At 71.9% G+C, this 25,725-nt stretch carries 27 protein-coding genes and 1 tRNA gene; 22 read left to right on the forward strand and 6 right to left on the reverse strand.

Annotation, left to right across the window (positions count from 1 at the left end):
* Positions 1-6: 6 nt before the first annotated feature.
* The 3 genes from tmk to HMPREF0063_RS14540 are packed head-to-tail and all read left to right on the forward strand — an operon-like array spanning position 7 to position 3,342.
* Positions 7-660, forward strand: a complete 654-nt coding sequence (tmk, locus tag HMPREF0063_RS14530) for a dTMP kinase (protein WP_007079458.1) — start codon at positions 7-9, stop codon at positions 658-660.
* On the forward strand, positions 657-1,796 hold the full coding sequence (locus tag HMPREF0063_RS14535) for a DNA polymerase III subunit delta' (RefSeq protein WP_007079459.1): 1,140 nt from the start codon (positions 657-659) through the stop codon (positions 1,794-1,796). The genes tmk and HMPREF0063_RS14535 overlap by 4 nt, the downstream gene beginning before the upstream one ends.
* Positions 1,797-1,815: 19 nt before the next feature.
* On the forward strand, positions 1,816-3,342 hold the full coding sequence (locus HMPREF0063_RS14540; RefSeq protein ID WP_007079460.1) for an alpha/beta hydrolase: 1,527 nt from the start codon (positions 1,816-1,818) through the stop codon (positions 3,340-3,342).
* Positions 3,343-3,348: 6 nt separating this feature from the next.
* Here the strand turns inward: HMPREF0063_RS14540 and HMPREF0063_RS14545 are convergent, their stop codons facing one another.
* Positions 3,349-3,624, reverse strand: a complete 276-nt coding sequence (locus HMPREF0063_RS14545) for a chorismate mutase (RefSeq protein ID WP_425358312.1) — start codon at positions 3,622-3,624, stop codon at positions 3,349-3,351.
* Between the two features lie 98 nt (positions 3,625-3,722).
* Here HMPREF0063_RS14545 and HMPREF0063_RS14550 point away from each other — a divergent pair.
* Positions 3,723-3,798: transfer RNA gene (locus HMPREF0063_RS14550), tRNA-Thr, on the forward strand.
* A 9-nt stretch (positions 3,799-3,807) separates the two neighbouring features.
* On the opposite strand, the gene HMPREF0063_RS14555 is transcribed toward HMPREF0063_RS14550, so the two are convergent.
* From HMPREF0063_RS14555 to HMPREF0063_RS14565, 3 genes are all read right to left on the reverse strand, one after another.
* Positions 3,808-4,959: an RNA polymerase sigma factor gene (locus HMPREF0063_RS14555; protein ID WP_007079462.1), complete on the reverse strand. Its 1,152-nt coding sequence runs from the start codon at positions 4,957-4,959 to the stop codon at positions 3,808-3,810.
* The gene (locus HMPREF0063_RS14560) at positions 4,956-5,363 is read right to left on the reverse strand and encodes a YciI family protein (RefSeq protein WP_007079463.1); all 408 of its coding nucleotides are present in this window, start codon (positions 5,361-5,363) and stop codon (positions 4,956-4,958) included. Before HMPREF0063_RS14560 ends, HMPREF0063_RS14555 begins: the two co-directional genes overlap by 4 nt.
* Positions 5,364-5,521: 158 nt before the next feature.
* Complete coding sequence (locus HMPREF0063_RS14565) at positions 5,522-6,685, reverse strand: pyridoxal phosphate-dependent aminotransferase (protein ID WP_007079464.1); 1,164 nt, start codon at positions 6,683-6,685, stop codon at positions 5,522-5,524.
* Positions 6,686-6,949: 264 nt separating this feature from the next.
* On the opposite strand from HMPREF0063_RS14565, the gene HMPREF0063_RS14570 reads away from it, so the two are divergent.
* The 6 genes from HMPREF0063_RS14570 to fbaA are packed head-to-tail and all read left to right on the forward strand — an operon-like array spanning position 6,950 to position 11,857.
* Complete coding sequence (locus HMPREF0063_RS14570) at positions 6,950-7,672, forward strand: sortase domain-containing protein (RefSeq protein WP_050760978.1); 723 nt, start codon at positions 6,950-6,952, stop codon at positions 7,670-7,672.
* Positions 7,672-8,313, forward strand: a complete 642-nt coding sequence (pyrE, locus tag HMPREF0063_RS14575; RefSeq protein WP_007079466.1) for an orotate phosphoribosyltransferase — start codon at positions 7,672-7,674, stop codon at positions 8,311-8,313. The genes HMPREF0063_RS14570 and pyrE overlap by 1 nt, the downstream gene beginning before the upstream one ends.
* The gene (locus HMPREF0063_RS14580; protein WP_007079467.1) at positions 8,310-8,939 is read left to right on the forward strand and encodes a TrmH family RNA methyltransferase; all 630 of its coding nucleotides are present in this window, start codon (positions 8,310-8,312) and stop codon (positions 8,937-8,939) included. The genes pyrE and HMPREF0063_RS14580 overlap by 4 nt, the downstream gene beginning before the upstream one ends.
* On the forward strand, positions 8,936-9,409 hold the full coding sequence (locus tag HMPREF0063_RS14585) for a GNAT family N-acetyltransferase (RefSeq protein ID WP_007079468.1): 474 nt from the start codon (positions 8,936-8,938) through the stop codon (positions 9,407-9,409). Before HMPREF0063_RS14580 ends, HMPREF0063_RS14585 begins: the two co-directional genes overlap by 4 nt.
* 10 nt (positions 9,410-9,419) lie before the next feature.
* Positions 9,420-10,781, forward strand: a complete 1,362-nt coding sequence (locus tag HMPREF0063_RS14590; RefSeq protein ID WP_007079469.1) for an FAD-dependent oxidoreductase — start codon at positions 9,420-9,422, stop codon at positions 10,779-10,781.
* A gap of 56 nt (positions 10,782-10,837) precedes the next feature.
* On the forward strand, positions 10,838-11,857 hold the full coding sequence (gene fbaA, locus HMPREF0063_RS14595; RefSeq protein WP_007079470.1) for a class II fructose-bisphosphate aldolase: 1,020 nt from the start codon (positions 10,838-10,840) through the stop codon (positions 11,855-11,857).
* 75 nt (positions 11,858-11,932) lie between these two features.
* Here the strand turns inward: fbaA and HMPREF0063_RS14600 are convergent, their stop codons facing one another.
* A complete protein-coding gene (locus HMPREF0063_RS14600) occupies positions 11,933-12,901 on the reverse strand; it encodes a type IV toxin-antitoxin system AbiEi family antitoxin domain-containing protein (protein WP_007079471.1) in 969 nt (322 codons plus the stop codon).
* Positions 12,902-13,096: 195 nt separating this feature from the next.
* Here HMPREF0063_RS14600 and HMPREF0063_RS14605 point away from each other — a divergent pair, with 195 nt between their 5' ends.
* Complete coding sequence (locus HMPREF0063_RS14605) at positions 13,097-13,498, forward strand: DUF3151 domain-containing protein (protein ID WP_007079472.1); 402 nt, start codon at positions 13,097-13,099, stop codon at positions 13,496-13,498.
* Here the strand turns inward: HMPREF0063_RS14605 and HMPREF0063_RS14610 are convergent.
* Positions 13,480-14,388, reverse strand: coding sequence for a diacylglycerol/lipid kinase family protein (locus HMPREF0063_RS14610; protein WP_007079473.1), 909 nt, complete (start codon positions 14,386-14,388; stop codon positions 13,480-13,482). The genes HMPREF0063_RS14605 and HMPREF0063_RS14610 overlap by 19 nt on opposite strands.
* A 105-nt stretch (positions 14,389-14,493) precedes the next feature.
* On the opposite strand from HMPREF0063_RS14610, the gene HMPREF0063_RS14615 reads away from it, so the two are divergent.
* The 11 genes from HMPREF0063_RS14615 to HMPREF0063_RS14665 form a co-directional block, all read left to right on the forward strand.
* Positions 14,494-15,777 carry an adenylosuccinate synthase gene (locus HMPREF0063_RS14615; RefSeq protein ID WP_007079474.1) on the forward strand — a complete coding sequence of 428 codons (1,284 nt, stop codon included), beginning with the start codon at positions 14,494-14,496 and terminating at the stop codon, positions 15,775-15,777.
* A 95-nt stretch (positions 15,778-15,872) separates the two neighbouring features.
* Entirely contained in the window at positions 15,873-17,132 is a 1,260-nt protein-coding gene (purD, locus tag HMPREF0063_RS14620) for a phosphoribosylamine--glycine ligase (RefSeq protein ID WP_007079475.1), read from the forward strand.
* A gap of 49 nt (positions 17,133-17,181) precedes the next feature.
* On the forward strand, positions 17,182-18,603 hold the full coding sequence (gene purB / locus HMPREF0063_RS14625; RefSeq protein WP_040320326.1) for an adenylosuccinate lyase: 1,422 nt from the start codon (positions 17,182-17,184) through the stop codon (positions 18,601-18,603).
* Positions 18,604-18,708: 105 nt separating this feature from the next.
* Positions 18,709-19,572, forward strand: a complete 864-nt coding sequence (locus tag HMPREF0063_RS14630) for a phosphoribosylaminoimidazolesuccinocarboxamide synthase (protein ID WP_007079477.1) — start codon at positions 18,709-18,711, stop codon at positions 19,570-19,572.
* Positions 19,573-19,625: 53 nt separating this feature from the next.
* Positions 19,626-21,197, forward strand: coding sequence for a long-chain-fatty-acid--CoA ligase (locus HMPREF0063_RS14635; protein WP_007079478.1), 1,572 nt, complete (start codon positions 19,626-19,628; stop codon positions 21,195-21,197).
* 3 nt (positions 21,198-21,200) lie between these two features.
* Positions 21,201-21,938 carry an AAC(3) family N-acetyltransferase gene (locus HMPREF0063_RS14640; RefSeq protein ID WP_040320327.1) on the forward strand — a complete coding sequence of 246 codons (738 nt, stop codon included), beginning with the start codon at positions 21,201-21,203 and terminating at the stop codon, positions 21,936-21,938.
* Between the two features lie 39 nt (positions 21,939-21,977).
* Positions 21,978-22,967 carry a lipase gene (locus tag HMPREF0063_RS14645; protein WP_156794148.1) on the forward strand — a complete coding sequence of 330 codons (990 nt, stop codon included), beginning with the start codon at positions 21,978-21,980 and terminating at the stop codon, positions 22,965-22,967.
* Positions 22,968-23,048: 81 nt separating this feature from the next.
* Positions 23,049-23,294: a phosphoribosylformylglycinamidine synthase subunit PurS gene (gene purS, locus HMPREF0063_RS14650; protein ID WP_040320981.1), complete on the forward strand. Its 246-nt coding sequence runs from the start codon at positions 23,049-23,051 to the stop codon at positions 23,292-23,294.
* Positions 23,291-23,962 carry a phosphoribosylformylglycinamidine synthase subunit PurQ gene (gene purQ / locus HMPREF0063_RS14655; RefSeq protein ID WP_007079481.1) on the forward strand — a complete coding sequence of 224 codons (672 nt, stop codon included), beginning with the start codon at positions 23,291-23,293 and terminating at the stop codon, positions 23,960-23,962. The genes purS and purQ overlap by 4 nt, the downstream gene beginning before the upstream one ends.
* Positions 23,963-24,010: 48 nt before the next feature.
* A complete protein-coding gene (locus HMPREF0063_RS14660) occupies positions 24,011-24,295 on the forward strand; it encodes a GNAT family N-acetyltransferase (protein WP_040320328.1) in 285 nt (94 codons plus the stop codon).
* Positions 24,296-24,485: 190 nt separating this feature from the next.
* The coding region (locus HMPREF0063_RS14665) for a DEAD/DEAH box helicase (RefSeq protein WP_007079483.1) at positions 24,486-25,725 on the forward strand (1,240 nt) is incomplete at its 3' end.

Raw genomic sequence — 25,725 nt, forward strand, 5'->3', positions numbered from 1 at the left:
CGCGCCATGCCGTACTTCACCGACTCGGGCGTCTTCGTCGCGCTCGAGGGTGGCGAGGGCGGCGGCAAGTCCACCCAGTCCGGCCTGCTGGCCTCGTGGCTGACCGAGCGGGGTCACCAGGTCCTGGTCACCCGAGAGCCGGGTGGCACCCCGGTCGGGTCGCAGCTGCGGCGCATCGTGCTCGATCCGGCCACCGGTGCGCTCAACTCCCGCACCGAGGCGCTCATCTACGCCGCCGACAAGGCCGAGCACGTCGAGGCGCTCGTCCTGCCGGCGCTGGCCGCGGGCCAGGTGGTCCTCACGGATCGATATGTCGACTCCACGCTCGCCTACCAGGGTGCAGGCCGCGCGATCGACGTCCAGGAACTGGAGCACGTCGCGCGGTGGGCCACGGCCGACCTGCGCCCCCATCTCACCGTGGTCCTCGACATCGACCCCGTCGTGGGTCTCGCGCGGGCGGGCGAGCCCGACCGGATCGAGGCCGAGCCGCTGGCGTTCCACCGGCGGGTGCGGGAGCACTTCCTGCGGCTGGCGGCGGCCGATCCCGACCACTACCTCGTGGTCGACGCCGACCGGCCCGCCGAGCAGGTGCAGGCCGACATCCGCGGTGCGCTGACCCCCTGGCTCTCCCGGTCGACCACGCGGCCGGCCGCCACGTGACCGTCTGGGACGACCTGGTCGGTCAGGAGCCCGTCGTGGACCTGCTGTCGCGGGTGGTGGCCGAGCCCGGCGCGATGACCCACGCGTGGCTGTTCACCGGCCCGCCCGGCTCCGGCCGGTCCAACGCCGCCCTGGCCTTCGCGGCGGCCCTGCAGTGCGAGCTCGGCGGGTGCGGCGCCTGCTCGTCCTGCGTCTCCGCCGCCGCCGGGAGCCACCCCGACATCGCGGTCGTCAGCACCGACGGCCTGTCGATCGGCGTCGACATCGCCCGCGACGTCGTGCGCCGTTCGGCCCTGCACTCGGCGCTCGGGCGGTGGCAGGTGCTCGTCGTCGAGGACGCCGACCGGCTGACCGACCAGGCGGCCAACGCGTTGCTCAAGGCGATCGAGGAGCCGGCGCCCCGCACGGTGTGGATGCTGTGCGCCCCGGCCGTCGAGGACGTCATCGTCACGATCCGCTCCCGCTGCCGGGCGGTGCTGCTGCGCACCCCGTCGACGTCGGCGATCAGCCGGTTGCTGGTCGAGCGCGACGGGGTCGAGCCGGCGCTCGCCGCGGCCACGGCGGCGGCGTCGCAGGGACACATCGGACGCGCCCGCGGGCTCGCCCGTGACCCGGCCGCCCGCGACCGCCGCCGCGAGATCCTCGCCCTGCCGGCCGGGGTCGGTCATCTCGGTGACGCCCTCGTCGCCGCGCAGCGCATCGACGCCGAGGCCACCGCCCGCGCCACCACCCACTGCGACGTCGCCGACGCCCGGGAGCTGGACGACCTCAAGGCGGCCTGGGGCGTCGAGGACCGCGGTCGGAGGCCGGCCGGCTACGCCGGCGCGCTGTCCGCGCTCACCAAGGAGCAGGAGCGGCGCCGCAAGCGGATGGCCCGCGACGCCATCGACGGCGTGCTGCTCGACCTGCTCGCCTACTGCCGCGACGTCATCACCCTGCAGCTCGAGGCGGTGTCCGGCCCGGACCAGCTGATCAACGCCGACGTCGCCGAGCTCGCCGCCGATTCGGCCCGGCTGTGGACCCCCGAGTCGACGATGGCTGCCATCGATGCGATCGTCGAGTGCCGGGCCGCGCTCGAGGCCAACGCCGCACCCCTCTTGGCGCTCGAGCGACTCATGGCTCGATTCGTCCGATGACGCCGCCTCGGGAGGCCGCATGAAGAAGTCACACGTCGCCATCGTCCTGGTGGCCCTGCTCGCCGGCGTCGGGCTCGGGCTGCTGCTGTTCGACGACGACGACGCACCGGCGACCACCGCCGGGTGGATCCCGCCCGACCCCACCGGGGAGTCGGTCGCGGCCGGCCTCGAGTCGTACTACGAGCAGGACCTCGGCTGGGAGGAGTGCGGCCGCAACCAGTGCACCTGGGTCACCGTCCCGGTCGACTACGACGACCCGGCCGGCGAGACCACCCGACTGCGGGTGTCGGTCGTCCCGGCCGACGGGGAGGGCGGACGCAGCCTGTTCGTCAACCCGGGCGGCCCGGGCGGATCGGCCATCGAGTTCGCCGACCAGTTCGCCGCGCTCGTGGGCGACGACGTCCAACAGGTCTACGACGTGGTCGGCATGGACCCGCGCGGGGTGGGCGAGAGCACGCCGTTGGAGTGCTTCGACGGGGCCCGGTTCGACGACTACGTCGCCCAGGACCCCACCCCCGACGACCCGGAGGAGCAGGCGCGGTACGTGCAGGAGATCTCCGAGCTGGCCGCGGCCTGCGAGCAGAACTCCGGTGCCCTCGCCGCCCACGTGTCGACGGTCGAGGTGGCCCGCGACCTCGACGTCGTGCGGGCCCTGCTGGGCGAGGAGAAGCTCGACTGGTTCGGTGCCTCCTACGGCACCCAGCTGGGCGCCACGTACGCGACCCTGTTCCCCGAGCGCACCGGTCGCATGGTGCTCGACGGTGCCGTCGACCCGACCCTCGACGCCTTCGAGTCGGCCATGGCACAGACGACCGGTTTCCAGCGTGCGGTCGAGTCGTACGCGGCGTGGTGCGCCGAGCAGGGCGACTGCCCGCTGGGCGACGACCCGGCCGTGGGCGTCGACCGGCTGACCTCGTTCCTCGCGGCGCTGGACGTCCGGCCGTTGCCCGGTCTCGGCGACCGGCTCCTCACCGAGGGCATCGCCTTCTACGGGGTGGCCCTCCCGCTGTACAACGAGGGGTCGTGGGACTTCCTCTCCCAGGCGCTCGAGCTGGCGCTCGACGGCGACGGGTCCGGGCTGATGTACGCGTCCGACCTGTACTTCGACCGGCAGGACGACGGGTCCTACGGGTCGAACCTGGGTCAGGTCATCACGGCGGTCAGCTGCCTCGACTCGACCGACCGGCCCGAGCTCGACGACGTCTTCGCGCAGGTCGACCGGTTCGAGCAGGCGTCGCCGATCTTCGGTCGGGCGCTGGCCTGGGGCGCCGCCGGGTGTTCGGCCTGGCCGTTCACCAGCGACGACCCGGCGCCCCAGCTCGACGGTGCGGGTGCCCCGCCGATCCTCGTCCTCGGCACCACGCGTGACCCGGCGACCCCGTACGAGTCGGCGGTGGCGCTGGCCGAGCAGCTGGAGTCCGGGATGCTCATCACCCGCGACGGCGACGGGCACACCGCCTACACGTCGGGCAACCAGTGCATCGCCGACACCGTCGACCGGTTCCTGCTCGACGGCACCGTGCCCGAGGCGGACCCGCGCTGCTGAGCAGGTTCAGCTGCGGATGGCCTCGTGGTGACGGATGACCTCGTCGATGATGAAGGTGAGGAACTTCTCGGCGAAGGCCGGATCGAGGTCGGCCTCGCCGGCGAGGGCGCGCAACCGGGTGATCTGACGTCCCTCCCGCTCGGGGTCCGACGGCGGCAGGTCGTGGGTCGCCTTGAGCCGGCCGACGCGCTGCGTGCACTTGAACCGCTCGGCGAGCAGGTGCACGAGCGCGGCGTCGATGTTGTCGATGCTGGCGCGGATGTCCTCGAGCTCGGCCCGGATGTCGTCGGTCACGCGACGAGTGTAGGCCGCTGCGTGCGGGGCTGCGGTGAGCCGGTAACGTGGTGCTCCGGTCCGGCGGGCGATCCCCGGCGGACTCCGCCGCCTTAGCTCAGTCGGTAGAGCGTCTCACTCGTAATGAGAAGGTCGTCGGTTCGATTCCGACAGGCGGCTCCACCCTTGCCCTCACCGCCGGTGGTGCAGGCGGGCGGCCTGCTTCACGAGGTGGTCGCGCTCCGCGGTGTTCATCGCCTCACGCGCCGCCTCGGTGTACAACTGGCCGGCCGTTGCCGGATCCCCGTCGCGTTCGACGAGGTAGGCCCGCACCGCCGTGTGCCGGGCCACTCCCGCGTCGACCTCCGCCAACGCAGCGAGCCCGGCCTGCGGGCCGTTCGCCTCTCCGACGGCCACCGCCCGGTTGAGTCGGACGACCGGGCTCCCCGTGATCCGGAGCAGCTCGTCGTACCACTCGACGATCTGCACCCAGTCGGTCTCCGGGGCCGTCGGGGCGTCCGCGTGCAACGCGGCAATCGCGGCCTGCAGCTGGTACTCGCCCCTTCGGTCGCGGGCCAGAGCCGCCTGCAGCACTGCGACCCCCTCGCCGATCGCCGCGGTGTCCCAGCGGCCGCGGTCCTGCTCGGCGAGGGGCACCAGACTGCCGTCGGGCCCGGTCCTTGCGTCCCGTCGCGCGTGGTGCAGCAGCATCAACGCCAGCAGACCGGCCACCTCCGGATGGTCGATCACGTCGGCGAGCTGTCGCGTCAGCCGGATCGCCTCGGCCACCAGGTCGACGTCGCCCGAGTACCCCTCGTTGAAGACCAGGTAGAGGACCCGCAGCACGGTGGCGACATCACCGGGCTGGTCGAAGCGGACACCGGCTATCGTGCGCTTGGCCCTGCTGATGCGCTGCGCCATCGTCGCCTCGGGCACCAGGTAGGCCCGGGCGATCTGTCGTGTGGTCAGTCCTCCGACGGCACGGAGGGTGAGCGCGACCGCCGACGACGGTGTCAACGACGGATGCGTGCACAGGAAGTAGAGCTGCAGGGTGTCGTCGACCGCCCGGGCCGGACCCGGCGCGGGCTGCTCCCGGGTGAGAGCCTCGCGGCGCAGGCGCGAGGCCCTCGCCCGGGTCTCGTCGAGGAACCGGCGCCACGCGACGGTGACCAGCCAGCCCTTCGCGTCACGGGGCGGGTCGTCCGGCCACACGCGCACCGCCTCGACCAGCGCGTCCTGCACGGCATCCTCGGCCGCCGCGAAGTCGGCGCCGCGGCGGACGAGGACGCCCAGGACGGCGGGGGTGAGGCGCCGGATCTCCGCCTCGTCGACCGCGGACGTCATTCCCCGACGGTGGGCGGCTCAGTCAGGAACGGGCGCAGCTCCAGCCACTCGTGGATCGGTCGACCGTCCGCCCCGGGTGCAGCCGACAGCTCGCCGGCGAGTTCGACGGCCCGCTCCTCGCTGTCGACGTCGATCACCATCCACCCGGCGATGACGTCCTTGGTCTCGGCGAACGGGCCGTCGGTCACCGGGGGCCGACCCTCTCCGTCGAACCGCACCCACATGCCGTCGAAGGCGAGGGCCTGCGCATCGACGAACTCGCCGGATTCCTCGAGACGGGCTGCGAAGTCGTTCATGTAGGTGATGTGGGCCGTCACTTCCTCCGGTGTCCACTCGGACATGGGCACGTCGTTGACGGCTGCGGGGGCGCCGCGGTAGTGCTTCAGCAACAGGTACTTGGCCATGATGATCCTCCTGGACCGGCGACCGGCGGTCGCTCTCGTCACGGGGTCGGAGCAGAACAGCGGTTCTCGACATCGGCCGCCGACGCCCATCGCCCGCGTGGCCAATCTAGACACGCGAGAGATCGGTTGTCGCCGCTGCGGGCGAGCGGCGGATGACCTCAACGCACGCCGGCCAACCCTGACAACCGTTCGAGCGCCTCGTCGATGACCGACTCGCGCTTGCAGAAGGCCCACCGCACCAGCGGCCGGCCGGCCTCGACGTCGTCGTGGAACACCTGGTGCGGAATGGCGACGACGCCGACCCGGTCGGGCAGCGCGCGGCAGAACTCCAGGCCGTCGGTGAACCCCAGGGGTCGCACGTCGGTCGTCGCGAAGTACGTGCCCTCGGGCACCATCACGTCGAACCCGAGCCGGTCGAGTCCGGCGCACAGCTGGTCGCGCCGGGCCTGCAGGTCCGTCCGCAGGGCCGCCACCTCGTCGTCGCAGTGGTCCAGCGCCCACGCGACCGCCGGCTGGAACGCCGACCCGGACGTGTAGGTCATGAACTGCTTGGCCCCCATGACGGCGTCGACGAGGTCGGCCGGTCCGGTGGCCCACCCGACCTTCCATCCCGTGAAGCTGAACGTCTTGCCGGCACTGGAGATCGTCACGGTCCGCTCGGCCATGCCCGGCAGGGTCGCGATCGGCACGTGGACGTGGTCGTCGAAGGTCAGGTGCTCGTACACCTCGTCACTGATGACCACCAGGTCGTGCTCGCGGGCGAGTCTGGCGATCTCGCCGACCTCGTCCGCCGTCAGCACCGAGCCGGTGGGGTTGTGCGGCGTGTTGAGCAGGATCGCCGTCGTGCGCGGCGTGACCGCGGCGCGCAGCTCCTCGACCGGCAGCCGGAAGTGCGGGGCGCGCAGGGTCACCGGCCTCCGGATGCCCCCGGCCATCTGGATCATCGCGGCGTAGGAGTCGTAGTACGGCTCGAGCACCAGCACCTCGTCGCCGGGATCGACCAGGCCCAGCACCGCCGCCGCGATCGCCTCGGTGGCGCCCGTGGTGGCGACCACCTGGGTCTCGGGATCCAGCTCGACGCCGTGGTGCCGCCGCTGGTGCGCGGCGATCGCCGAACGCAGCTCCGGCACGCCCCGGCCCGGCGCGTACTGGTTGTGCCCGGTGCGCAACGCCAGCTCGACCCGCTCGACGACCGCGCGGGGCCCGTCGGTGTCAGGGAAACCCTGACCGAGGTTCACCGACCCGGTGCGCGCCGCGGCGGCGCCCATCTCGGCGAAGATCGTCGTTCCCAGGCCGTCGAGCCGCTCGCTGCTGCGCTTCATCGGTCCCACCCTACGGACAGGCCGGCAGGGCGTGAACGGCGCGCGCAGAGCCGCTGGAGAAATAAGTCGCCCCACCGTTCTCGGGGGGTGAAACGGTGGGGCGACAACAGGAGCCGACGGTCGAAACTCACCGACCCTGCAGATTCAGCATAGCGGGGACGGGGTGACGCGGCACGACTTGGGGTGAACTTTTTCGCGCCTGGTCCGTCTCGGATGTGATCGGTGACCTGCCACGATGCCGGATCGGATGACACACTGGTGCCCATGACGACGACGCTCGAGGCCACACCGGCCGACCCGCCGCCACCGCCGCGCGGGGGGAATCGTCGCCGTCGCGGTCGCAGTCGCACCCTCACGGTGCTCGGACTCGTCCTCATCCTCACCGGCCTGGGGTTCCTCGGCTACGTCGGCTGGCAGTACTACGGCACCAACATCGTGGCCGAGCGCAACCAGGCCGAGGTGAAGGAGCAGATCGTCGAGGACTGGGGCCAGCAGATCGACGGCGCGGCGATCGGCCTGCTGCGTGTCCCCAGGTTCGGGGACGACTTCGAGGTCCCGATCAACGAGTCCTTCAGCGACGAGGCGCTCACCAGCGGCGTCGGCAGCTACGAGAAGGGCGCCGACGCCGGTCAGCTGGGCAACTTCGTCATCGCCGGCCACCGCGTCACCCGCGGCGAGCCGTTCCGGGACTTCCTCGAGCTCGAGCCCGGCGACATCGTCGAGGTCGAGACCCGCACCCACCTGTATATCTACGAGATGCGGACCAACGGCCGCGACATCACGGTCGACTTCACCACCTCGTGGCCACTGTTCCCGGTGCCTGACCCCGACCAGCGGGGCGCCGAGCCCACCGAGCACCTGTTGACCATGCTCACCTGCTCCGAGCTGTTCCACACCCGCGACCGCCAGGTCGCCATCGGGGTGCTGGTGGAGGAGCGCGAGAAGCCCGTGCCGCAGGCCGAGGCCGCGGCCGCACCTGCCTCCTGATGCAGGACTACCAGCACGAGTTCGTCGAGTTCGCCCTGGACCTCGGGGTCCTGCGGTTCGGTGAGTTCACGCTCAAGTCGGGACGGACGTCCCCGTACTTCTTCAACGCCGGCGGGTTCGACTCCGGCGCGGCCCTCGCCGGACTGGGTCGTTTCTACGCCGACGCGATCGTCGACGTCGCGCCCGAGTTCGACGTGCTGATGGGCCCGGCCTACAAGGGCATCCCCATCGCCGCGGCCGCCGCGGTGCAGCTGGCCGAGCGCCATGGCCGCGACGTGCCGTGGTGCTTCAACCGCAAGGAGGCCAAGGACCACGGCGAGGGCGGCACCATCGTGGGTGCCCCGCTGAGCGGCCGGGTGCTGGTGGTCGACGACGTCATCACGGCCGGCACGGCGATCCGGGAGGTCGTCGACATCGTCGGCGCGGCCGGAGCCACCGTGGCCGGTGTCGTCGTGGCCGTCGACCGTGCCGAGCGAGGACGCGGTGAGCTGTCAGCCGTCGGTGAGGTCGAGCGGGACCTCGGGTTCGGCGTCTCGGCGATCGTGTCGGTCGACCAGATCATCGCCCACCTCGAGCACACCGGTCGTGCCGACGAGCACCTCGACGCGGTGCGCCGGTACCGCGCCGAGTACGGCGTGTGACCGGACCCGACTCCGACCACGAGATCGGGGTCGGACCGTGGACGGGGCCCCGGCCGGACGACCCCCGCCACGACCCCGAGCTGCTCACGGCGGGCGACCGCCGCAACGTCGTCGACCGGTACCGGTACTGGACGGTCGACGCGATCGTCGCCGACCTCGACGACCGACGGCACGGCTTCCACGTCGCGATCGAGAACTGGCAGCACGACTTCAACATCGGGTCGATCGTGCGCACCGCCAACGCGTTCGCCGCCGCCGAGGTGCACATCATCGGGCGGCGCCGCTGGAACCGCCGTGGAGCGATGGTGACCGAGCGGTACCAGCACGTCCGGCACCATGCGACGGTCGAGGAGTTCGCACACTGGGCCGGCGCCGAGGACCTGCCCGTGCTCGGGATCGACAACGTCGACGGCTCGGTCCCGATCGAGTCGGCGGTGCTCCCGCGCTCCTGTGTCCTGGTGTTCGGCCAGGAGGGTCCCGGCCTCTCGCCGGAGGCCCGGCGCCTCTGCCGCAGCACGCTGTCGATCGCCCAGTACGGGTCGACCCGGTCGATCAACGCCGGCGCGGCGGCCGCCATCGCGATGCACACGTGGATCCGTCAGCACGCCGGGGAGCCCCCGGCATGAGCATCGACCCGGTCGACCCGGCACACCCTGACGCGCAGCAGTGCCTGAAGGCCTACTTCGCGGAGCTGGCCGTGCGGTTCCCGGGCGGGTTCGACGCCGGTGTGGACGACCTCGACGCGTTCCGCGGCGGCCGCGGCCTGTTCCTGGTCGCCCGGGACGACCGGGAGCCCGTGGCCTGCGGCGCCCTGCAGTCGATCGCGGCGGGGATCGACGAGGTCAAGCGCATGTGGGTCGACCCGCGTCGCAGGGGCACCGGGCTGGGCGGCCGGATGCTGCGCGCGCTGGAGCAGCAGGCGGTCACTCGCGGCCGCTCGGTCGTACGGCTGGACACCCACGCGGTGCTCACCGACGCCGTGGCGATGTACCGCCGTGCCGGCTACGTCGAGATCGACCGGTACAACGACAACCCGTACGCGCAGCACTGGTTCGAGAAGCGACTCGGACCGGCGGAGGGTCCACCCCGGCCGTAGGCTCGACCGCATGGCTCGAGTCCTCGTGATCGGCGGTGACGCCGCCGGCATGAGTGCCGCGGCGGCGCTGCGTCGTCGTCTGCCGGTCGAGCACGAGGTCGTGGTCCTCGAACGGGGCGAGTGGACCTCCTACTCCGCGTGCGGAATCCCCTACTGGGTCTCCGGCGAGGTGACCGAGGTCGACGACCTCGTCGCCCGGAGCCCCGCCGAGCACCGGGCCAACGGCATCGACCTGCGCACCGGCACCGAGGCCGTCTCGATCGACCTCGACGCCCGCGAGGTCGAGACCGCGGCCGGTGACCGGATCGCCTTCGACGCCCTCGTCATCGCGACCGGGGCCGAGCCGGTGCGTCCTGACCTGCCCGGGATCCACGGCCGAGGGATCCTGGGGGTGCAGACCCTGGGCGACGGCCAGGACGTCATCGACGCCCTCGCCGAGCGACCGCGGGACGTGGTGGTGGTGGGCAGCGGCTACGTGGGCCTGGAGATGGCCGAGGCGTGCGTGCTGCGCGGCTGTCGCACGACGGTCGTGGAGCGGGCGCCCGTGCCGCTGTCGATCATCGAGCCCGTCCTGGGCGAGCAGGTGGCGGTCGCGATGCGCGGCCGTGGCATCGAGCTGCGCACGTCTGCCGCGGTCAGCGGTTTCGATCTCGACGGTGACGGACACGTGCGGGGGGTCCGGGTCGACGACGAGGTGCTGCCGGCCGACCTGGTGCTGCTGGGGCTGGGGGTCACCGCCCGGTCGGCCCTGGCCGTGGCGGCCGGTCTGCCCACCGGCGTCAAGGGCGGGATCGTCACCGATGCCCGCCATCGGGTCGCCGGTGCCGACCGCGTCTGGGCGGCGGGGGACTGCGTGGAGACCCGGGACCGGACGACGGGCCTGCCGATCCACTTGCCGCTCGGCACCCACGCCAACAAGCAGGGCATGGTCGTGGCCGACGACGTCGCCGCCACCCTGCTCGACGAGCCCACCCGGCTGACCTTCCCCGGGGTGGTGCAGACCGCGATCACCAAGTTCTGCGCGCTCGAGATCTCCCGCACGGGCCTGGGCGAGCAGCAGGCACGGGAAGCCGGGTTCGACCCCGTCGTGGTCTCGATCGAGACGAGTGCCCGCGCCGGCTACATGCCCGACGCCGGGTCGATGACCGTGCTGCTGGTCGCCGACCGCGGATCGCGCCGGCTGCTGGGGGTGCAGGTGGTGGGCACCGAGAACGCGGGTCTCCGGGTCGACGCCGCAGCGACCGCCCTGACGGCCGGCATGACCGTCGACGACGTCGTGATGCTCGACCTGGCCTACGCTCCACCGTTCGCCTCGGTGTGGAGCCCCGTCCAGGTGGCGGCCCGTGCAGCGGTCAAGGCGATGGACGCCTGACGGCGACCTGCTGGAATACTGGGCGGCGCCGTCCCGCCCGACCCCAGGAGCACCGCATGCCCGTCGCCACTCCCGAGATCTACGCCGAGATGCTCGACCACGCCAAGCGCGACTCGTTCGCGTACCCGGCGATCAACGTCTCGAGCTCGCAGACCCTGAACGCCGCCCTCGCCGGCTTCGCCGAGGCCGAGAGCGACGGCATCATCCAGGTGTCGACCGGCGGCGCGGAGTACTTCTCCGGTCCCACCGTCAAGGACATGGTCACCGGTTCGCTGGCGTTCGCCGCGTTCGCCGAGCAGGTCGCGAAGAAGTACCCGGTCAACGTGGCCCTGCACACCGACCACTGCCCGAAGGACAAGCTGGACGGGTTCGTGCGGCCGCTGATCGCCGCGTCGGAGGAGCGGGTCAAGGGTGGCGGCCTGCCGTACTTCCAGTCGCACATGTGGGACGGATCGGCCGTGTCGCTGGAGGAGAACCTGGAGATCGCCCAGGACCTGCTGGAGCGGTGCTCGGCGGCGAACATCATCCTCGAGGTCGAGATCGGCATCGTCGGTGGCGAGGAGGACGGTGTCGAGGGCGGCATGGGCGAGCACCTCTACACCACGCCCGAGGACGCGCTGGCCACCGCCGCCGCGCTGGGCGTCGGCGAGAAGGGCCGCTACCTGACGGCGCTCACCTTCGGCAACGTGCACGGCGTCTACAAGCCGGGCAACGTGACCCTGCGGCCCGAGATCCTCAAGGCGGCCCAGGAGGCCGTGGCCGCCCAGTACGGCAAGGACGCGCCCTTCGACCTGGTGTTCCACGGCGGCTCCGGCTCGCTGCCGGAGGAGATCTCCGCGGCCGTCGACCACGGCGTCGTGAAGATGAACGTGGACACCGACACCCAGTACGCGTTCACCCGGCCCGTCGCAGCGCACATGCTGTCGAACTACGACGGCGTCCTGAAGGTCGACGGCGAGGTCGGCAACAAGAAGCAGTACGACCCCCGCGCGTGGGGCAAGGCCGCCGAGGCCGGCATGGCCACCCGCGTGGCGGAGGCCTGCGCCGCCCTGCGCAGCGCCGGCACCCGCCTCTGACCGAGGTTTCCCAGGAGATCCCCGAAAACTGTCACTTCACCCCTGTTGCAACAGGGGTGAAGTGACAGTTTTCTGTCAGAGGACGACCCGGCGGCCGTAGCGCGATCGGGACCGGTCGAGATCGGCCAGGATCCGCGCCGCCGTGTGGGGAGCACGTGCGGGTTCGAGATCGGCCCACACGATGCGGCTCATCCCCCATTCCTGTGCGCGGATGCTGTCCTCGCGGCGCTTCTCGTCGAAGACCGATTCGAAGCCTTCCGGAGTGAACGTGCCGTCGTACTTGATCCGCCCGTCGAACTCGGCGAGGTGGCGCCACAACTCCCAGCCGAAGTCGGTCCGCGCGATCTGGCGCCCCCGGGCATCGAGGACGCGGTGTTGCAGGTCGGGCATCGGTACGTCGAAGCGCCAGAACAGGTGTCGGCTGCGGGACTCGCCGGGTGATTCGGCGCGAGGATCGATGAGCCGGGTGGTGATGCGGGCCGACCGGGAGCCCTGCCAGTGGGCGAAGGTCGCGGCCGTCTCGCCGAGATTCTCAGGTGTCACGAGTCCGCGGTGGGCGGCTGCGTCGGCGGTCACCAGGCCTGCCTCGGTGGAGGCGCTGCAGGCCACTTCCCAGACGCAGCGACTGGGCGATGACACGAGAGCCCCGTCGATCTCGACGATGTCGGCATCGGGGATCCGGCCGGTGTGGTGCTGGACTCCGGCCTCGTGGCGGCCGCGGCCGTGGTCGCGCCGCGTGACATGGACCTCGTCGAGGCTGAGACCCCACACGGGCAGCCCGTGCATGATCGCGGCCGACTGGTGGGTGAGGACGACGGACTGGAGGTGACGTTGGAAGACGGCGCGGCTCCGAACGGCGTGGCGTTGGTCGAACGTCAGCGCGGTGTAGGTCCGCGACACGGCATACAGCCCGGATCCGATGCGAGTCAGGAGCCCGATGGCGATGGCCTCGCGGATGTCGCGATCGAGGTAGCCGCTGTCGAGGATCTCGGTGCGGGTGATGAATCCGCGCAGCTCGGCGCGGTGGATGAGGTCGTCCTTCATCGTTCGACCGTGCAGCGATCAGGGGCGACGCGCGCACGCCGGCGCCCGGGGTGTGGATCGCTTCGCGCCGTGCTCAGCCTGTGGAAAGCTCGACTGGTCACAGGAAACTGTCACTTCACCCCTGTCGCAACAGGGGTGAAGTGACGGTTTCCGGGGACCTCCTGGGAAACTTCGCCCGGGTGGGAGGATGGTGGGATGACGAACCTGCTCGGCGAACCTCCTGCCACGCTGCTGCCCGAGGACCCCGCGACCGCCGCGATCGAGGCGGGCGACGACCCCCGCAACGTGGCGGCGCTGCACCCTGAGAGCCCGCTCGCCTGGGCGACGCTGGCCGGGGTCGCGCTCGAGGCGGGACACGACCTGGAGGGCTACGCGTTCGCCCGGACCGGCTACCACCGTGCCCTCGACCTGCTGCGTCGCAACGGCTGGAAGGGATTCGGCCCGGTGCCGTGGGACCACGTCCCCAACCGTGGCTTCCTGATCGCGCTGGCGGTCCTCGCCACCGGCTCGGAGCGCCTCGACGACCTCGCCGAGGCCCACCGGTGCCGCGAGTTCCTGCGGGAGTCCAGCCCCGAGGCCTACGCCGAGCTCGTCTGACCGCTCGCCGGCAGCAGCATCCGGAACGCGGCCGGCTCCACCGTCCACGTGTGGGTCGCGGCCGGGTGGCAGACCTCGCCGTCGAGGTTGCCGCGACTGGGTTGACCGGTCACCGTGACCCGGCGTCCCCGCATCATCTGCACGTCGTCGCGGTGGGGGTGGCGTCCCTTGCGCAGCCGCCAGGCGTAGCCGACCCGACGCCACCGGGCATCGGCCCACGACACCGCCACGTCGAGCTTCCCGTCGCCCGGGTCGGCATCGGGCAGCAGGGGGGTGCCGCCGCCGATGTACCGGCCGTTGCCGACCGCCACCTGGATGAGTCGTCCCCGGTGCGACACGACGGCGCCGTCGACCTCGACGCGAGCCTTGAACCCGGTGGCCCGCACGCCCGAGATGATCGCCCCGACCGCGTAGCCGACCGGTCCGAGCCGGGACTTCCACGGCTTGGCCTCGACCGCGGCCTCCGCCCCGATGCCCACGTGGACGGCGTTCACGACGACCCGCCCCTCGCCGTCACGCACCAGGTCGAGCGAGCGCACCTCGCCCTCGAGCAGCTGTGCGGCCGCGGCGGCCGGGTCGTCCCGGTCCATGCCGATCGTCCGGGCGAAGTCGTTGCCGGTGCCCAGCGGCACGAGCCCGACCACCACGTCGCCGAGCCGGCCCAGGTCGTCGAGCACCGAGACGACGGCGTGCAGACTGCCGTCACCGCCGAGGGCGACCACCGTCGACCCGTCCGCGACCCTCCCCAGCACCTCGGCGAGGTCGTCGGCATCAGCGGTCTCGACCAGCTCGGCGTCGTGCCGTGCGCCCAGCACCGCCATCACCTCGTCGATCGCCTCGGGTTCACTGGTACCGGCCTTGGCGTTGGCGACGACCGTCCACGTACTCACCGAGAAGCCTTCATGGTTGGAGACACTAGGCCCCCACCGGCTAGAGTGCACCGGTCAGAGCCCCGTCCTCCGGGGCTTGTCGCACGTGACAGGGGTGGCACCGGGATGCCAGCAGTCGTGATCGTCGGAGCCCAGTGGGGCGACGAGGGCAAGGGCAAGGCCACCGACCTGCTCGGGAGCCGGGTCGACTACGTCGTGAAGTTCAACGGCGGCAACAACGCGGGCCACACCGTGGTGATCGGCGACGAGAAGTACGCCCTGCACCTGCTGCCCAGCGGCATCCTGAGCCCCGGCTGCGTCCCGGTGATCGGCAACGGCGTCGTGGTCGACCTGTCGGTGCTGTTCGAGGAGATCGACGGTCTCGAGGCCCGGGGCATCGACACGTCGAAGCTGCGCATCAGCGCCAACGCCCACGTCATCGCCGACTACAACCGCACGCTCGACAAGGTGGGCGAACGGTTCCTCGGCAGCCGCAAGATCGGCACCACGGGCCGGGGCATCGGTCCCACCTACGCCGACAAGATGAACCGGCTCGGCATCCGCATCCAGGACCTCTTCGACACCAAGATCCTGCGGCAGAAGGTCGAGGGGGCCCTCGACATGAAGAACCAGGTCCTCACCAAGGTGTACAACCGCCGCGCGGTCGAGGTCGACGAGATCGTCGACGAGCTCACGTCCTACGTCGAGCGGCTGCGGCCGATGGTGGCCGACACCGCCCTGCTGCTGCACGACGCGCTGGCCGCCGACCGGACGGTGCTGCTCGAGGCCGGCCAGGCGACGCTGCTCGACGTCGACCACGGCACCTACCCCTTCGTCACGTCGTCCTCGGCCACCACGGGCGGCGCGTGCACCGGGTCGGGGATCGCGCCCACCGCGATCACCCGGGTCATCGGCATCGTCAAGGCCTACGCCACCCGCGTCGGTGAGGGTCCGTTCCCCACCGAGCTGTTCGACGCCGACGGCGAGCGGCTGCGGGTCAACGGTGCGGAGTTCGGCACCACGACGGGCCGTCCCCGTCGCTGCGGCTGGTACGACGCGCCGGTGGCCCGGTACGCGGCCCGCATCAACGGGGTCACGGACTTCGTGCTCACCAAGCTCGACGTGCTCACCGGCTGGGAACAGATCCCCGTGTGCGTGGCCTACGACGTCGACGGCGAGCGGGTCGACGAGATGCCGATGACGCAGACCGGGTTCCACCACGCCAAGCCGGTCTACGAGATGTTCCCGGGGTGGACCGAGGACATCTCGGCCGCCAGGACCTTCGAGGACCTGCCCCGCACCGCCCAGGAGTACGTGCTGGCTCTGGAGAAGATCTCGGGCGCGCGGATCTCCACGATCGGTGTCGGCCCCGACCGGGAGCAGACGATCGTGCGGCACGACCTGCTCTGAGGCCGGTTCTCCCCGCGATTCGTGCACCTTTTGGTCGTTTCTCGCGGTCGGACGACCATCAGCTCCACCCATCGTGGGGACGATAGGCTCGCGGCGTGAAGACTCTCGTGATCGGCACCGGCGGGCGCGAACACGCGCTGGCCCTCGCGCTCTCCCGCGACCCCGGCGTGACCGAGGTCCACGCGGCGCCGGGCAACCCGGGCATCGCGGCGGTCGCCACCGTGCACGCGGTCGATCCGGTCGACGGCGGCGCCGTCGCGGCCCTCGCGACCTCGCTGGGCGTCGACCTCGTCGTGGTCGGGCCGGAGGCGCCCCTGGTCGCCGGGGTGGCCGACGCCGTCCGGGCCGCCGGCATCGCCTGCTTCGGGCCGTCCGCGGCCGCCGCGCAGCTGGAGGGCTCCAAGGCCTTCGCCAAGCAGGTCATGGCGGCGGCGGAGGTGCCGACGGCGATGGCCCACGTGTGTGACACCGCCGAGCAGGTGGCCGCGGCGCTCGACTCGTTCGGGGCCCCCTACGTGGTCAAGGACGACGCGCTCGCCGCCGGCAAGGGGGTCGTGGTCACCGACGACCGTCAGGAGGCGATCGACCACGCGGCGTCCTGCGGTCGGGTCGTCATCGAGGAGTTCCTCGACGGTCCGGAGGTCTCGCTGTTCGCCATCACCGACGGCTCGACGGTGCTGCCGCTGCAACCGGCCCAGGACTTCAAGCGGGTGCACGACGGCGACGCCGGTCCGAACACCGGCGGCATGGGCGCCTACACCCCGCTGCCGTGGGCCCCGGACGACCTCGTCGCCGACGTGACGCGCCGGGTGCTCGTGCCGACCGTCCAGGAGATGGCTCGTCGCGGCACCCCGTTCAGCGGACTGCTCTACGCCGGCCTGGCCCTGACGGGCCGGGGCGTGCGGGTCATCGAGTTCAACGCCCGGTTCGGGGACCCCGAGACCCAGGCCATCCTCGCGCTGCTCAAGACACCCCTGTCGGCCCTGCTGCACGGTGCCGCCACCGGGACGCTGGGCGAGGTGGGCCTGCCGCAGTGGTCGGACCGCACCGCACTGACGGTGGTCGTGGCCTCCGAGGGCTACCCCGCCTCGCCCCGCACGGGTGACGTCATCGACGGGGTCGAGGTCGCCGACGCGATCGAGGGCGTCGACGTCATCCACGCGGGCACGGCCACCGACGCCGAGGGACGCCTGGTCACCGCGGGCGGCCGGGTGCTGTCGGTGACCGCCACCGGCACCGACCTGCACGAGGCCCGCAGCCGCGCGTACGCGGGGGTCGAGCTGATCCACATCGCGGGGGCGCACCACCGCAGCGACATCGCCCTGGCCGCTGCGGAGGGCCGCGTCGTCGTCTGACCGGAACCTGCGGGCCCGCCGCGACGGGCCGGTGCGCGATACTGACCCGGTGACCACGCCCAACGTCCTCGCCCACCGCTACGCGTCGCCGCAGGTGGCGACAATCTTCTCGCCGGAGCACAAGATCGTGCTCGAACGGCAGTTGTGGATCGCGGTGCTGAAGGCCCAGCGCGACCTCGGCGTGGCCACGCCGGACGGCGTCGTCGAGGCCTACGAGGCCGTGGTCGACCAGGTCGACCTGGAGTCGATCGCCGCACGGGAGCGGATCACCCGGCACGACGTGAAGGCCCGCATCGAGGAGTTCTGTGCGCTGGCCGGCACCGAGCACATCCACAAGGGCATGACGTCGCGCGACCTCACCGAGAACGTCGAGCAGCTGCAGGTGCGCGCCGCCCTCGAGGTCGTGCGCGGGCGGGCCGTCGCGGCGCTCGCACGCCTCGGCCGGCTCGCCGGCGAGCACGCGGAGCTGGTCATGGCGGGGCGCAGCCACAACGTCGCCGCCCAGGCCACGACCCTGGGCAAGCGGTTCGCCACGGTCGCCGACGAGCTGCTCGCCGCGGTCGAGCGGGTCGACGACCTGCTGGTGCGGTACCCGCTGCGCGGCATCAAGGGTCCGGTCGGCACCTCCCAGGACCAGCTGGACCTGCTCGGTGGCGACGCCTCCAAGCTGGCCGAGCTGGAGCAGCGCGTCGCGGCCCACCTGGGCTTCAGCCGGGTGCTGACCAGCGTGGGTCAGGTCTACCCGCGCTCGCTGGACTACGACGTCGTCACGGCGCTGGCGCAGCTCGTGGCCGCACCGTCGAACCTGGCCACCACGATCCGGCTGATGGCGGGCAACGAGCTGGTCACCGAGGGCTTCAAGCCGGGCCAGGTCGGGTCCAGTGCGATGCCGCACAAGATGAACACCCGCTCGTGCGAGCGGGTCAACGGCCTCGCCGTCATCCTGCGGGGGCACGTCTCGATGCTGGGCGAGCTCGCCGGTGACCAGTGGAACGAGGGCGACGTGTCGTGCTCGGTGGTCCGCCGGGTCGCCCTGCCGGACGCGTTCTACGCCGCCGACGGTCTGTTCGAGACCTTCCTGACGGTCCTGGACGAGTTCGGGGTCTTCCCCGCCGTCGTCCAGCGCGAGCTCGACCGCTACCTGCCGTTCCTCGCCACCACCAAGGTGCTCATGGCCGCGGTCCGCCACGGGGCCGGCCGCGAGGTCGCCCACGAGGCGGTCAAGGAGCACGCCGTCGCGGTCGCCCTGGGCATGCGCGAGAAGGGCGCCGCCGAGAACGACCTGTTCGCCCGTCTGGCGGCCGACGACCGGCTGGGGCTCACCGAGACCGATCTCGTGACGCTCGTGGCGGCGCCGGTGGAGTTCACCGGGGCGGCGGTGTCGCAGGTCGGCGCGGTGGTCGCCCGCATCGAGGCCCTCACCGCGGCGGAGCCCGAGGCCGCGGCCTACGTACCCGGCTCGATCCTCTGACCTCCCCTCCCGCTGGGAGTGACGATTCTGCCCCGGATCCGGCCGAATCGGGGCCGGAACGTCACTCCCAGCGGGAAGGTGACGGGTGCTCACTAGGGTGGGGGCGTGACCCTCGACCTCCCCGGCTACACCCACACGCACTCGGGCAAGGTGCGGGACCTGTACACCGACGAGTCGGGCCGACTGCTGATGGTGGCGTCGGACCGGATCTCGGCGTTCGACGTCGTCCTGGAGCCCGGCATCCCCGACAAGGGCGAGATCCTGACCCGGATGTCGCTGTGGTGGTTCGAGCAGCTCACCGACCTCGTCCCGAACCACGTGGTCTCCACCGACGTCCCGGCCGCCGTGTCCGGCCGCGCCGTGGTGTGCGAGAACCTCGCGATGTTCCCGGTCGAGTGCGTCGCCCGCGGCTACCTCACCGGGTCCGGTCTGATCGACTACCGCGCCACCGGAGAGGTGTGCGGCGTCGCCCTCCCGGCGGGTCTCGTCGACGGATCCCCCCTGCCGGCACCGATCTTCACGCCGGCCACGAAGGCGGCGGTCGGCGAGCACGACGAGAACGTCTCCTACGACGCCGTCGTCGCCACGATCGGTGCGGCGTCCGCCGCGACCCTGCGCGACCTGACGCTGAGCATCTACCGCCGGGCCGAGATGATCGCCCGCGAGCGGGGCATCATCCTGGCCGACACCAAGTTCGAGTTCGGTGCGCGACCCGACGGCACCGTCGTGCTCGCCGACGAGGTGCTCACCCCCGACTCGTCAAGGTTCTGGCCGGCCGACGACCACGAGCCCGGCCGCGCCCAGGCCTCGTTCGACAAGCAGTTCGTCCGCAACTGGCTGCTGTCGGCCGCCTCGGGGTGGGACCGCGCGGGCGACGAGCCCCCGCCGCCGCTGCCGCCCGAGATCGTCGACCGCACCCGGCAGCGGTACGTCGAGGCGTACGAACGCCTGACCGGCGAACGATTCTGACCGGTCCGGGCTAGGCTGAGATCGGCATCACACCCCCCACCAGAGGAGCACCCGTGGCCAACCTGTCCGCCCTGCTGGAGAACTCCGCCCAGAAGTACGGTGACCGCAAGGCCATCGTGTTCGGCGACTCCTCGTTCACCTACGCGCAGGTCAACGGCGCCGCCAACCAGGTCGCGAACCTGCTGGTCGCGCGCGGCATCCAGCCCGGCGACAAGGTCGCGCTGTCCTGCCCGAACCTGCCCTACTTCTCGATCATCTACTACGGCATCCTCAAGGCCGGCGCCACCGTCGTGCCGCTCAACGTGCTGTTGAAGGGCCGCGAGGTCGCGTACCACCTGGCCGATTCGGAGGCCAAGGCGCTGTTCGCGTTCGAGGGCACCGCGGACCTGCCGATCGGTGAGGCCGCCCTCGAGGGCTTCGACGCCACCGACACGTGCACCGAGTTCTTCCTCATCAAGCTCGACTCGTCGGCGCCCGCGCCGCTGGAGGGCCCGGAGTTCTACGCCCCGTTGGTGGGCGAGCAGCCGCCGACGTTCGAGACCGTCGAGCGCGACGACGACGACACCGCGGTGATCCTCTACACCTCCGGCACCACGGGCCAGCCCAAGGGCGCCGAGCTGCGGCACCGCAACATGCGCGACAACGCGCTGACCGGCGAGAAGCTGTTCGGCGCCGACGCCGAGAACCCCGACACGTACCTGTGCGTGCTGCCGCTGTTCCACTCCTTCGGCCAGACCGTCATCCAGAACGGTGGCTTCGCGTACGGCGGCACCGTCGTGATGCTGCCGCGGTTCGAGGCCGAGCCGGCCATCGGCCTGATGCTGCGCGAGAAGGTCACCTTCTTCGCCGGCGTCCCCACCATGTACTGGGGCCTGCTGGGCGCGCTGACCGACGACGTGCCGGTCGAGACCCTCGCCGCGAACCTGCGGGTCGCGGCCGCCGGCGGCTCGGCCCTGCCGGTCGAGGTCCACAAGCAGTTCAAGGACCGCTTCGGCGTCACGATCCTCGAGGGCTACGGCCTGTCCGAGACGTCCCCGGTGGCGTCGTTCAGCGTCTGGGGCGAGGAGCCGCGGGTCGGCTCGATCGGCGTCCCGATCCCCGGCGTCGAGATGAAGCTCATCGACGCGGAGTGGAACGACGTCGACGACGCCCCCACCGAGGACGGCAAGAGCGCGATCGGTGAGATCGCGATCAAGGGCCACAACATCATGAAGGGCTACTACAACCGGCCCGAGGCCACGGCCGAGGCGATCCGCGACGGCTGGTTCCGCAGCGGCGACCTCGGCCGCAAGGACGCCGACGGCTTCTACTTCATCGTGGACCGCTCCAAGGACATGATCATCCGCGGCGGCTACAACGTCTACCCGCGTGAGATCGAGGAGGTCCTGATGTCCCACCCGGCGGTCTCGCTGGTGGCCGTCATCGGCGTCCCGCACGAGTCCCACGGCGAGGAGATCAAGGCCGTCGTGGTGAAGAACAAGGACCACGATGACGTCACCGAGGAGACCCTCGTGGCGTGGGGCAAGGAGCAGTTCGCGGCCTACAAGTACCCGCGCATCGTGGAGTTCCGCGACGAGCTGCCCATGACGTCCACCGGCAAGATCCTCAAGCGCGAGCTCAGCTGATCCGTGCTCGAGCGGGCCGACGTCGCGCAGCAGCTGCGCGACGTCGGCCTCCGCCCGGGTGACCTGGTCTTCCTGCACGTCTCGCTGCGCGCCGTCGGACCCGTCGACGGGGGCGCGGACGGGCTGATCGACGCGCTGCAGGACGTCGTCGGTCCGGCCGGCGGACTCGTGATGGTCCTGGGCTCGCCCGAGGGGGTCGCCTTCGACCCCGCCACGACGCCGGTCGACCCCGAGATGGGCGTGTTGGCGGAGGTGTTCCGGACCCGTCCCGACGTGCGCGTCGGCCGGCACCCGGCGTCGCGCCTCGCGGCCTGGGGGGCGGCCGTCCCACCACTGCACCCGGAGCCGTGGCACGACTACTACGGCCCCGGGTCCCCCCTGCAGCGCTTCACCGAGGCCGGCGTCAGGGTGCTGCGGCTCGGCGCCGACGCCGACACCGTGACCCTCACCCACTGGGCCGAGTACGTCGTCGACCTGCCGGAGAAGGCACGGGTCGCGCGCACCTACGTGCTCGCCGGCGGGTCCGAGCATCTGATCAGCTCGCTGGACGACAGCGACGGCATCGCGCAGTGGGCGGACGGTGACTACTTCGCGCAGGTGCTGCTGGACTTCGTGGCCGCGGGCCGGGCCCGCGCCGGCCGGGTCGGCGGCGCACGGGCCGAGCTGCTCGACGGACCGGAGTTCGTGGACTTCGCCGTCGACTGGATGCGACGCCACCTCGGGTCCGGCCCGGGCGTCTAGACTCGCCAGTTCCCGGTCCCAGAACCCCCAGGAGTGCCCGTGTCCCGTGCGAGACAGCGGTGGTCGTGGCCCGCCGCGCGCCTCCTGGTCGTCCCTCTGCTGCTGATCGGGGCGGCCGCGACCCCGGTGGGTGCCGCTGTGCCGGTCGAGCCGCCCGGACCGGCGTTGTCGGTCACCGACGCCGACCTCGACCGAGCACTGACCTGCAGCGGCGACCTCGCGGACGCCGACCGCACACCCGTGCTGCTCACGCCCGCGTTCTCGACCGACAAGCAGTCGTACGGCTGGAACTACCTGCAGTCGCTCCCGCGCGCCGGGTACCCGACCTGCAGCCTGTCACTGCCCGACCGGGGGTACGGCGACCTGCAGGTCGCCGCCGAGTACGTCGTCGCCGCCACGCGACGCATGCACGAGGCGGCGGGCCGACCGATCACCCTCATGGGTCACCAGCACGGAGCCCTGAACGGGCTCTGGGCCCTGCGCTTCTGGCCGGACGTGGCACCCGTGGTGGAGGACTTCATCGCGCTCGCGACGCCGTTCCGGGGCACGGCCACCTCGGCCCTCGCGTGTCGGACGCTGCGGTCCTGCCCTCCGGCCGCCTGGCAGATCGCCACCGGATCGGCCTACCTCGCGGCGCTCGACGGTCCGCTCCCGACCGGCCCCTCGTACACGTCGATCGCCACCGTCTTCGACCCGCTCATCGTCCCCCAGCCCCGTGCCAGCCGGCTTGAGGGAGCCTCCAACGTGCTGGTGCAGGACGTGTGCCCGCTGCGGCCGGTCGAACACTTCGCCATCCTCGGCGACCACGTCGCCTACTCCCTGGTGCTCGACGCACTGCAGCACGAGGGCCCCGCCGACCGCCGGCGGATCTCCCGTCTCACGTGCTTCCGCGCCGGCATGCCGGGTCTGGACGCCAGTGGTCTGCCCCGGCTCGTCGTCGCGGCCGGCGGCGCCGTCACCGGCGCCCTGACGCAGGTGCCGGCCACCTCGGTCGGTCAGGAGCCGGCACTCGCCGACTACGCACGGTGACCGCGGGCACCTCGGTCCGGGGCACGTCCGGTGGTGCTGGGTAGGATCGGGGCGTCCGCCTCCCCAGCCCCAGGAGTGCCCGTGCCGCGCGTCATCGTCGAGGTCATGCCCAAGCCCGAGATCCTCGACCCCCAGGGCAAGGCCGTGCACGGCGCCCTGCCGCGGCTCGGCTTCACCGGGGTGACCGACGTCCGTCAGGGCAAGCGGTTCGAGCTCACCGTCGAGTCCGCGGACGAGGCCACGCTCGCCGAGATCGCGCGGATGGCCGAGACCCTGTTGTCGAACCCGGTCATCGAGGACTACGCCGTGCGGGTGGACCCGGCATGACCCGGGTCGGGGTCGTCACCTTCCCCGGATCCCTCGACGACGGCGACGCCCGCCGCGCGGTGCGTCTCGCCGGCGCCGAGCCGGTCGCGCTGTGGCACGGCGACCACGATCTCGGCGGGGTCGACGCCGTCGTGCTCCCCGGGGGCTTCTCCTACGGCGACTACCTGCGCTGCGGTGCCATCGCCCGGTTCGCGCCGATCATGGACGAGGTCGTCGCCGCCGCCGGCCGGGGCATGCCCGTCCTCGGCATCTGCAACGGCTTCCAGATCCTGTGCGAGTCCCACCTGCTGCCGGGCGCGCTGATCCGCAACGACCACCGCACGTTCGTGTGCCGCGACCAGGGTCTGCGCATCGAGAACGTCGACACCGCGTGGACCCGCGACTACTCGGCCGGACAGGAGATCGTCGTCCCGCTGAAGAACGGTGAGGGCGGATTCGTCGGGGCGCCCGACACGATCGCCCGGCTGGAGGACGAGGGTCGGGTCGTCGCGCGGTACCTGGGCAGCAATCCGAACGGATCGGTCCACGACATCGCGGGCATCACCAACGCGGCCGGCAACGTCGTCGGACTGATGCCGCATCCCGAGCACGCCGTCGAGGACCTGTGCGGTCCCGGCGCCGACGGCCTGGGCTTCTTCACGTCGGCGCTGCGCTCCCTCGTCGCCTGACGGCCGCGCAGCGGGAATCTCCCACGCGCCGTGGTCGTTGACCACCTCATGACCGACACACCAGAGGTCCGACGCAACGACGACGCCGGCCGCTACGAGATCCTGGCCGACGGCCAGGTCGCCGGGTACACCGAGTTCCGCGCCGACGGCGACGTCCTGACGTTCCCGCACACGGTGGTGGAGTCCGCCTTCGAGGGGCGGGGCCTGGCCGGCACGCTCGTCGCCGAGGCGCTCGACGACGTCCGTCGCCGGGGCCAGAAGATCGTCCCCACCTGCGCGTACGTGCGCCACTTCGTCGAGAAGCACCCCGAGTACGCCGACCTCGTCGCCTGAGCGGGTGTCGGGGGTCACCACGCCGGGATGCCCGCCCCGGGGCTCCTCGCTGCTAGGCTGGCCCCACGTGAGCGCGGCTTCCGAGCCGGCGCCCGTCGCCCGACGATGGAGAGCACCCCTGCTGCTCCAGGCCATCGGGCCCGTATCGTCAGCGCCGCTCGTCGGCGCCGTCAGTCTGTGAGCCCCTGCTGTGAACCAGCCCCTTCCCGGCGCCGCCGTGCGCCCGTTCTCCTCCTTCGACCTTCCCCGCCCGGTCCTCTCGGCCCTGGCGTCGCGGCAGCTCGACACCCCGACCCCCATCCAGGACGCCGTCATCCCCGACGCCCTCGCCGGCCACGACGTGCTCGGCAAGGCCCGTACCGGCTCGGGCAAGACCCTGGCCTTCGGGCTGCCGGTGCTCGTGCGGCTCTCCGGCGGCCAGCGCAGGCGCAAGGCCCCGCGTGGTCTGATCCTGCTGCCCACCCGTGAGCTCGCCACGCAGGTGCGCGATGCCCTGGTGCCCTTCGCCGACCGGCTGAACCTGTCGATGGCCCTGGTCTACGGCGGCACGCCGATCAACCGGCAGATCAGTGCCGTGACCGCCGGTGTCGACCTGGTCATCGCCACCCCGGGCCGCCTCGGCGACCTGCTCGAGCGTCGCGCGTTGACGCTCGACGCGATCGAGGTCATCGCCCTCGACGAGGCCGACCACCTGTGCGACCTCGGCTTCTACAAGCCGATCGACGCGATCCTGGCCAAGACGCCGCAGGGCGCCCAGAAGCTGCTGCTCTCCGCCACCCTCGACGGGGACGTCGACCGGCTGGTGCGTCGTCACCTGCCGGTGCACCGTCGCCACGAGGTCGACTCCGCCGAGGACGCCCCCGCTGACATGACGCACCACCTGGTCGTCACCCGGCGCGAGGACCGCGTGCGCGTGGCCCGCGACCTGATCGCCGGCGAGGACCGCTCCATCGTCTTCACCCGCACCAAGCACGGCGCCCGCCGGCTGGCCAAGCAGCTCAGCACGGCCGGTCTCACCGCCGTCGACCTGCACGGCGACCTCAACCAGAACCAGCGCGAGCGCAACCTCGCGCGGTTCCGCAACGGCACCGCCGACGTCATCGTGGCGACCGACGTCGCCGCCCGTGGCATCCACGTGGACGGCATCGGCCTGGTGGTGCACTACGACCCGCCGGCCGAGCACAAGGCGTTCACGCACCGTTCGGGCCGGACCGCACGAGCCGGGGAGTCGGGCATCGTGGTGACCCTGGCGACGCCCGAGGACCTCCGCGACGTCGTCGCCATGCAGAACAAGGCCGGCGTCTCGGCCCGCCGTCACGAGGTCGAGGGCCGCACCCTGACGCTCGCCGGACTCGCGACGGGCGGCACCCTGACGAAGCTGGCCCCGGCGGCCGGCGGCGCGCAGCGCAGCAACGGCGGCCAGCGCCGCG

The sequence above is a fragment of the Aeromicrobium marinum DSM 15272 genome (genome assembly GCF_000160775.2).
In the GTDB taxonomy this organism is placed as follows: Bacteria; Actinomycetota; Actinomycetes; order Propionibacteriales; family Nocardioidaceae; genus Aeromicrobium; species Aeromicrobium marinum.

What these genes read in the sequence shown, in the direction of transcription:
- tmk (WP_007079458.1), top strand. Translation starts at nt 7, where the DNA reads ATGCCGTACTTCACCGACTCGGGCGTCTTCGTCGCGCTCGAGGGTGGC.
- HMPREF0063_RS14605 (WP_007079472.1), top strand. Translation starts at nt 13,097, where the DNA reads ATGACGAACCTGCTCGGCGAACCTCCTGCCACGCTGCTGCCCGAGGAC.
- HMPREF0063_RS14585 (WP_007079468.1), top strand. Translation starts at nt 8,936, where the DNA reads ATGAGCATCGACCCGGTCGACCCGGCACACCCTGACGCGCAGCAGTGC.
- HMPREF0063_RS14555 (WP_007079462.1), bottom strand. Translation starts at nt 4,959, where the DNA reads ATGACGTCCGCGGTCGACGAGGCGGAGATCCGGCGCCTCACCCCCGCC.
- HMPREF0063_RS14570 (WP_050760978.1), top strand. Translation starts at nt 6,950, where the DNA reads ATGACGACGACGCTCGAGGCCACACCGGCCGACCCGCCGCCACCGCCG.
- HMPREF0063_RS14615 (WP_007079474.1), top strand. Translation starts at nt 14,494, where the DNA reads ATGCCAGCAGTCGTGATCGTCGGAGCCCAGTGGGGCGACGAGGGCAAG.
- HMPREF0063_RS14540 (WP_007079460.1), top strand. Translation starts at nt 1,816, where the DNA reads ATGAAGAAGTCACACGTCGCCATCGTCCTGGTGGCCCTGCTCGCCGGC.
- HMPREF0063_RS14600 (WP_007079471.1), bottom strand. Translation starts at nt 12,901, where the DNA reads ATGAAGGACGACCTCATCCACCGCGCCGAGCTGCGCGGATTCATCACC.
- pyrE (WP_007079466.1), top strand. Translation starts at nt 7,672, where the DNA reads ATGCAGGACTACCAGCACGAGTTCGTCGAGTTCGCCCTGGACCTCGGG.
- purQ (WP_007079481.1), top strand. Translation starts at nt 23,291, where the DNA reads ATGACCCGGGTCGGGGTCGTCACCTTCCCCGGATCCCTCGACGACGGC.
- HMPREF0063_RS14565 (WP_007079464.1), bottom strand. Translation starts at nt 6,685, where the DNA reads ATGAAGCGCAGCAGCGAGCGGCTCGACGGCCTGGGAACGACGATCTTC.
- fbaA (WP_007079470.1), top strand. Translation starts at nt 10,838, where the DNA reads ATGCCCGTCGCCACTCCCGAGATCTACGCCGAGATGCTCGACCACGCC.
- HMPREF0063_RS14660 (WP_040320328.1), top strand. Translation starts at nt 24,011, where the DNA reads ATGACCGACACACCAGAGGTCCGACGCAACGACGACGCCGGCCGCTAC.
- HMPREF0063_RS14560 (WP_007079463.1), bottom strand. Translation starts at nt 5,363, where the DNA reads ATGGCCAAGTACCTGTTGCTGAAGCACTACCGCGGCGCCCCCGCAGCC.
- HMPREF0063_RS14590 (WP_007079469.1), top strand. Translation starts at nt 9,420, where the DNA reads ATGGCTCGAGTCCTCGTGATCGGCGGTGACGCCGCCGGCATGAGTGCC.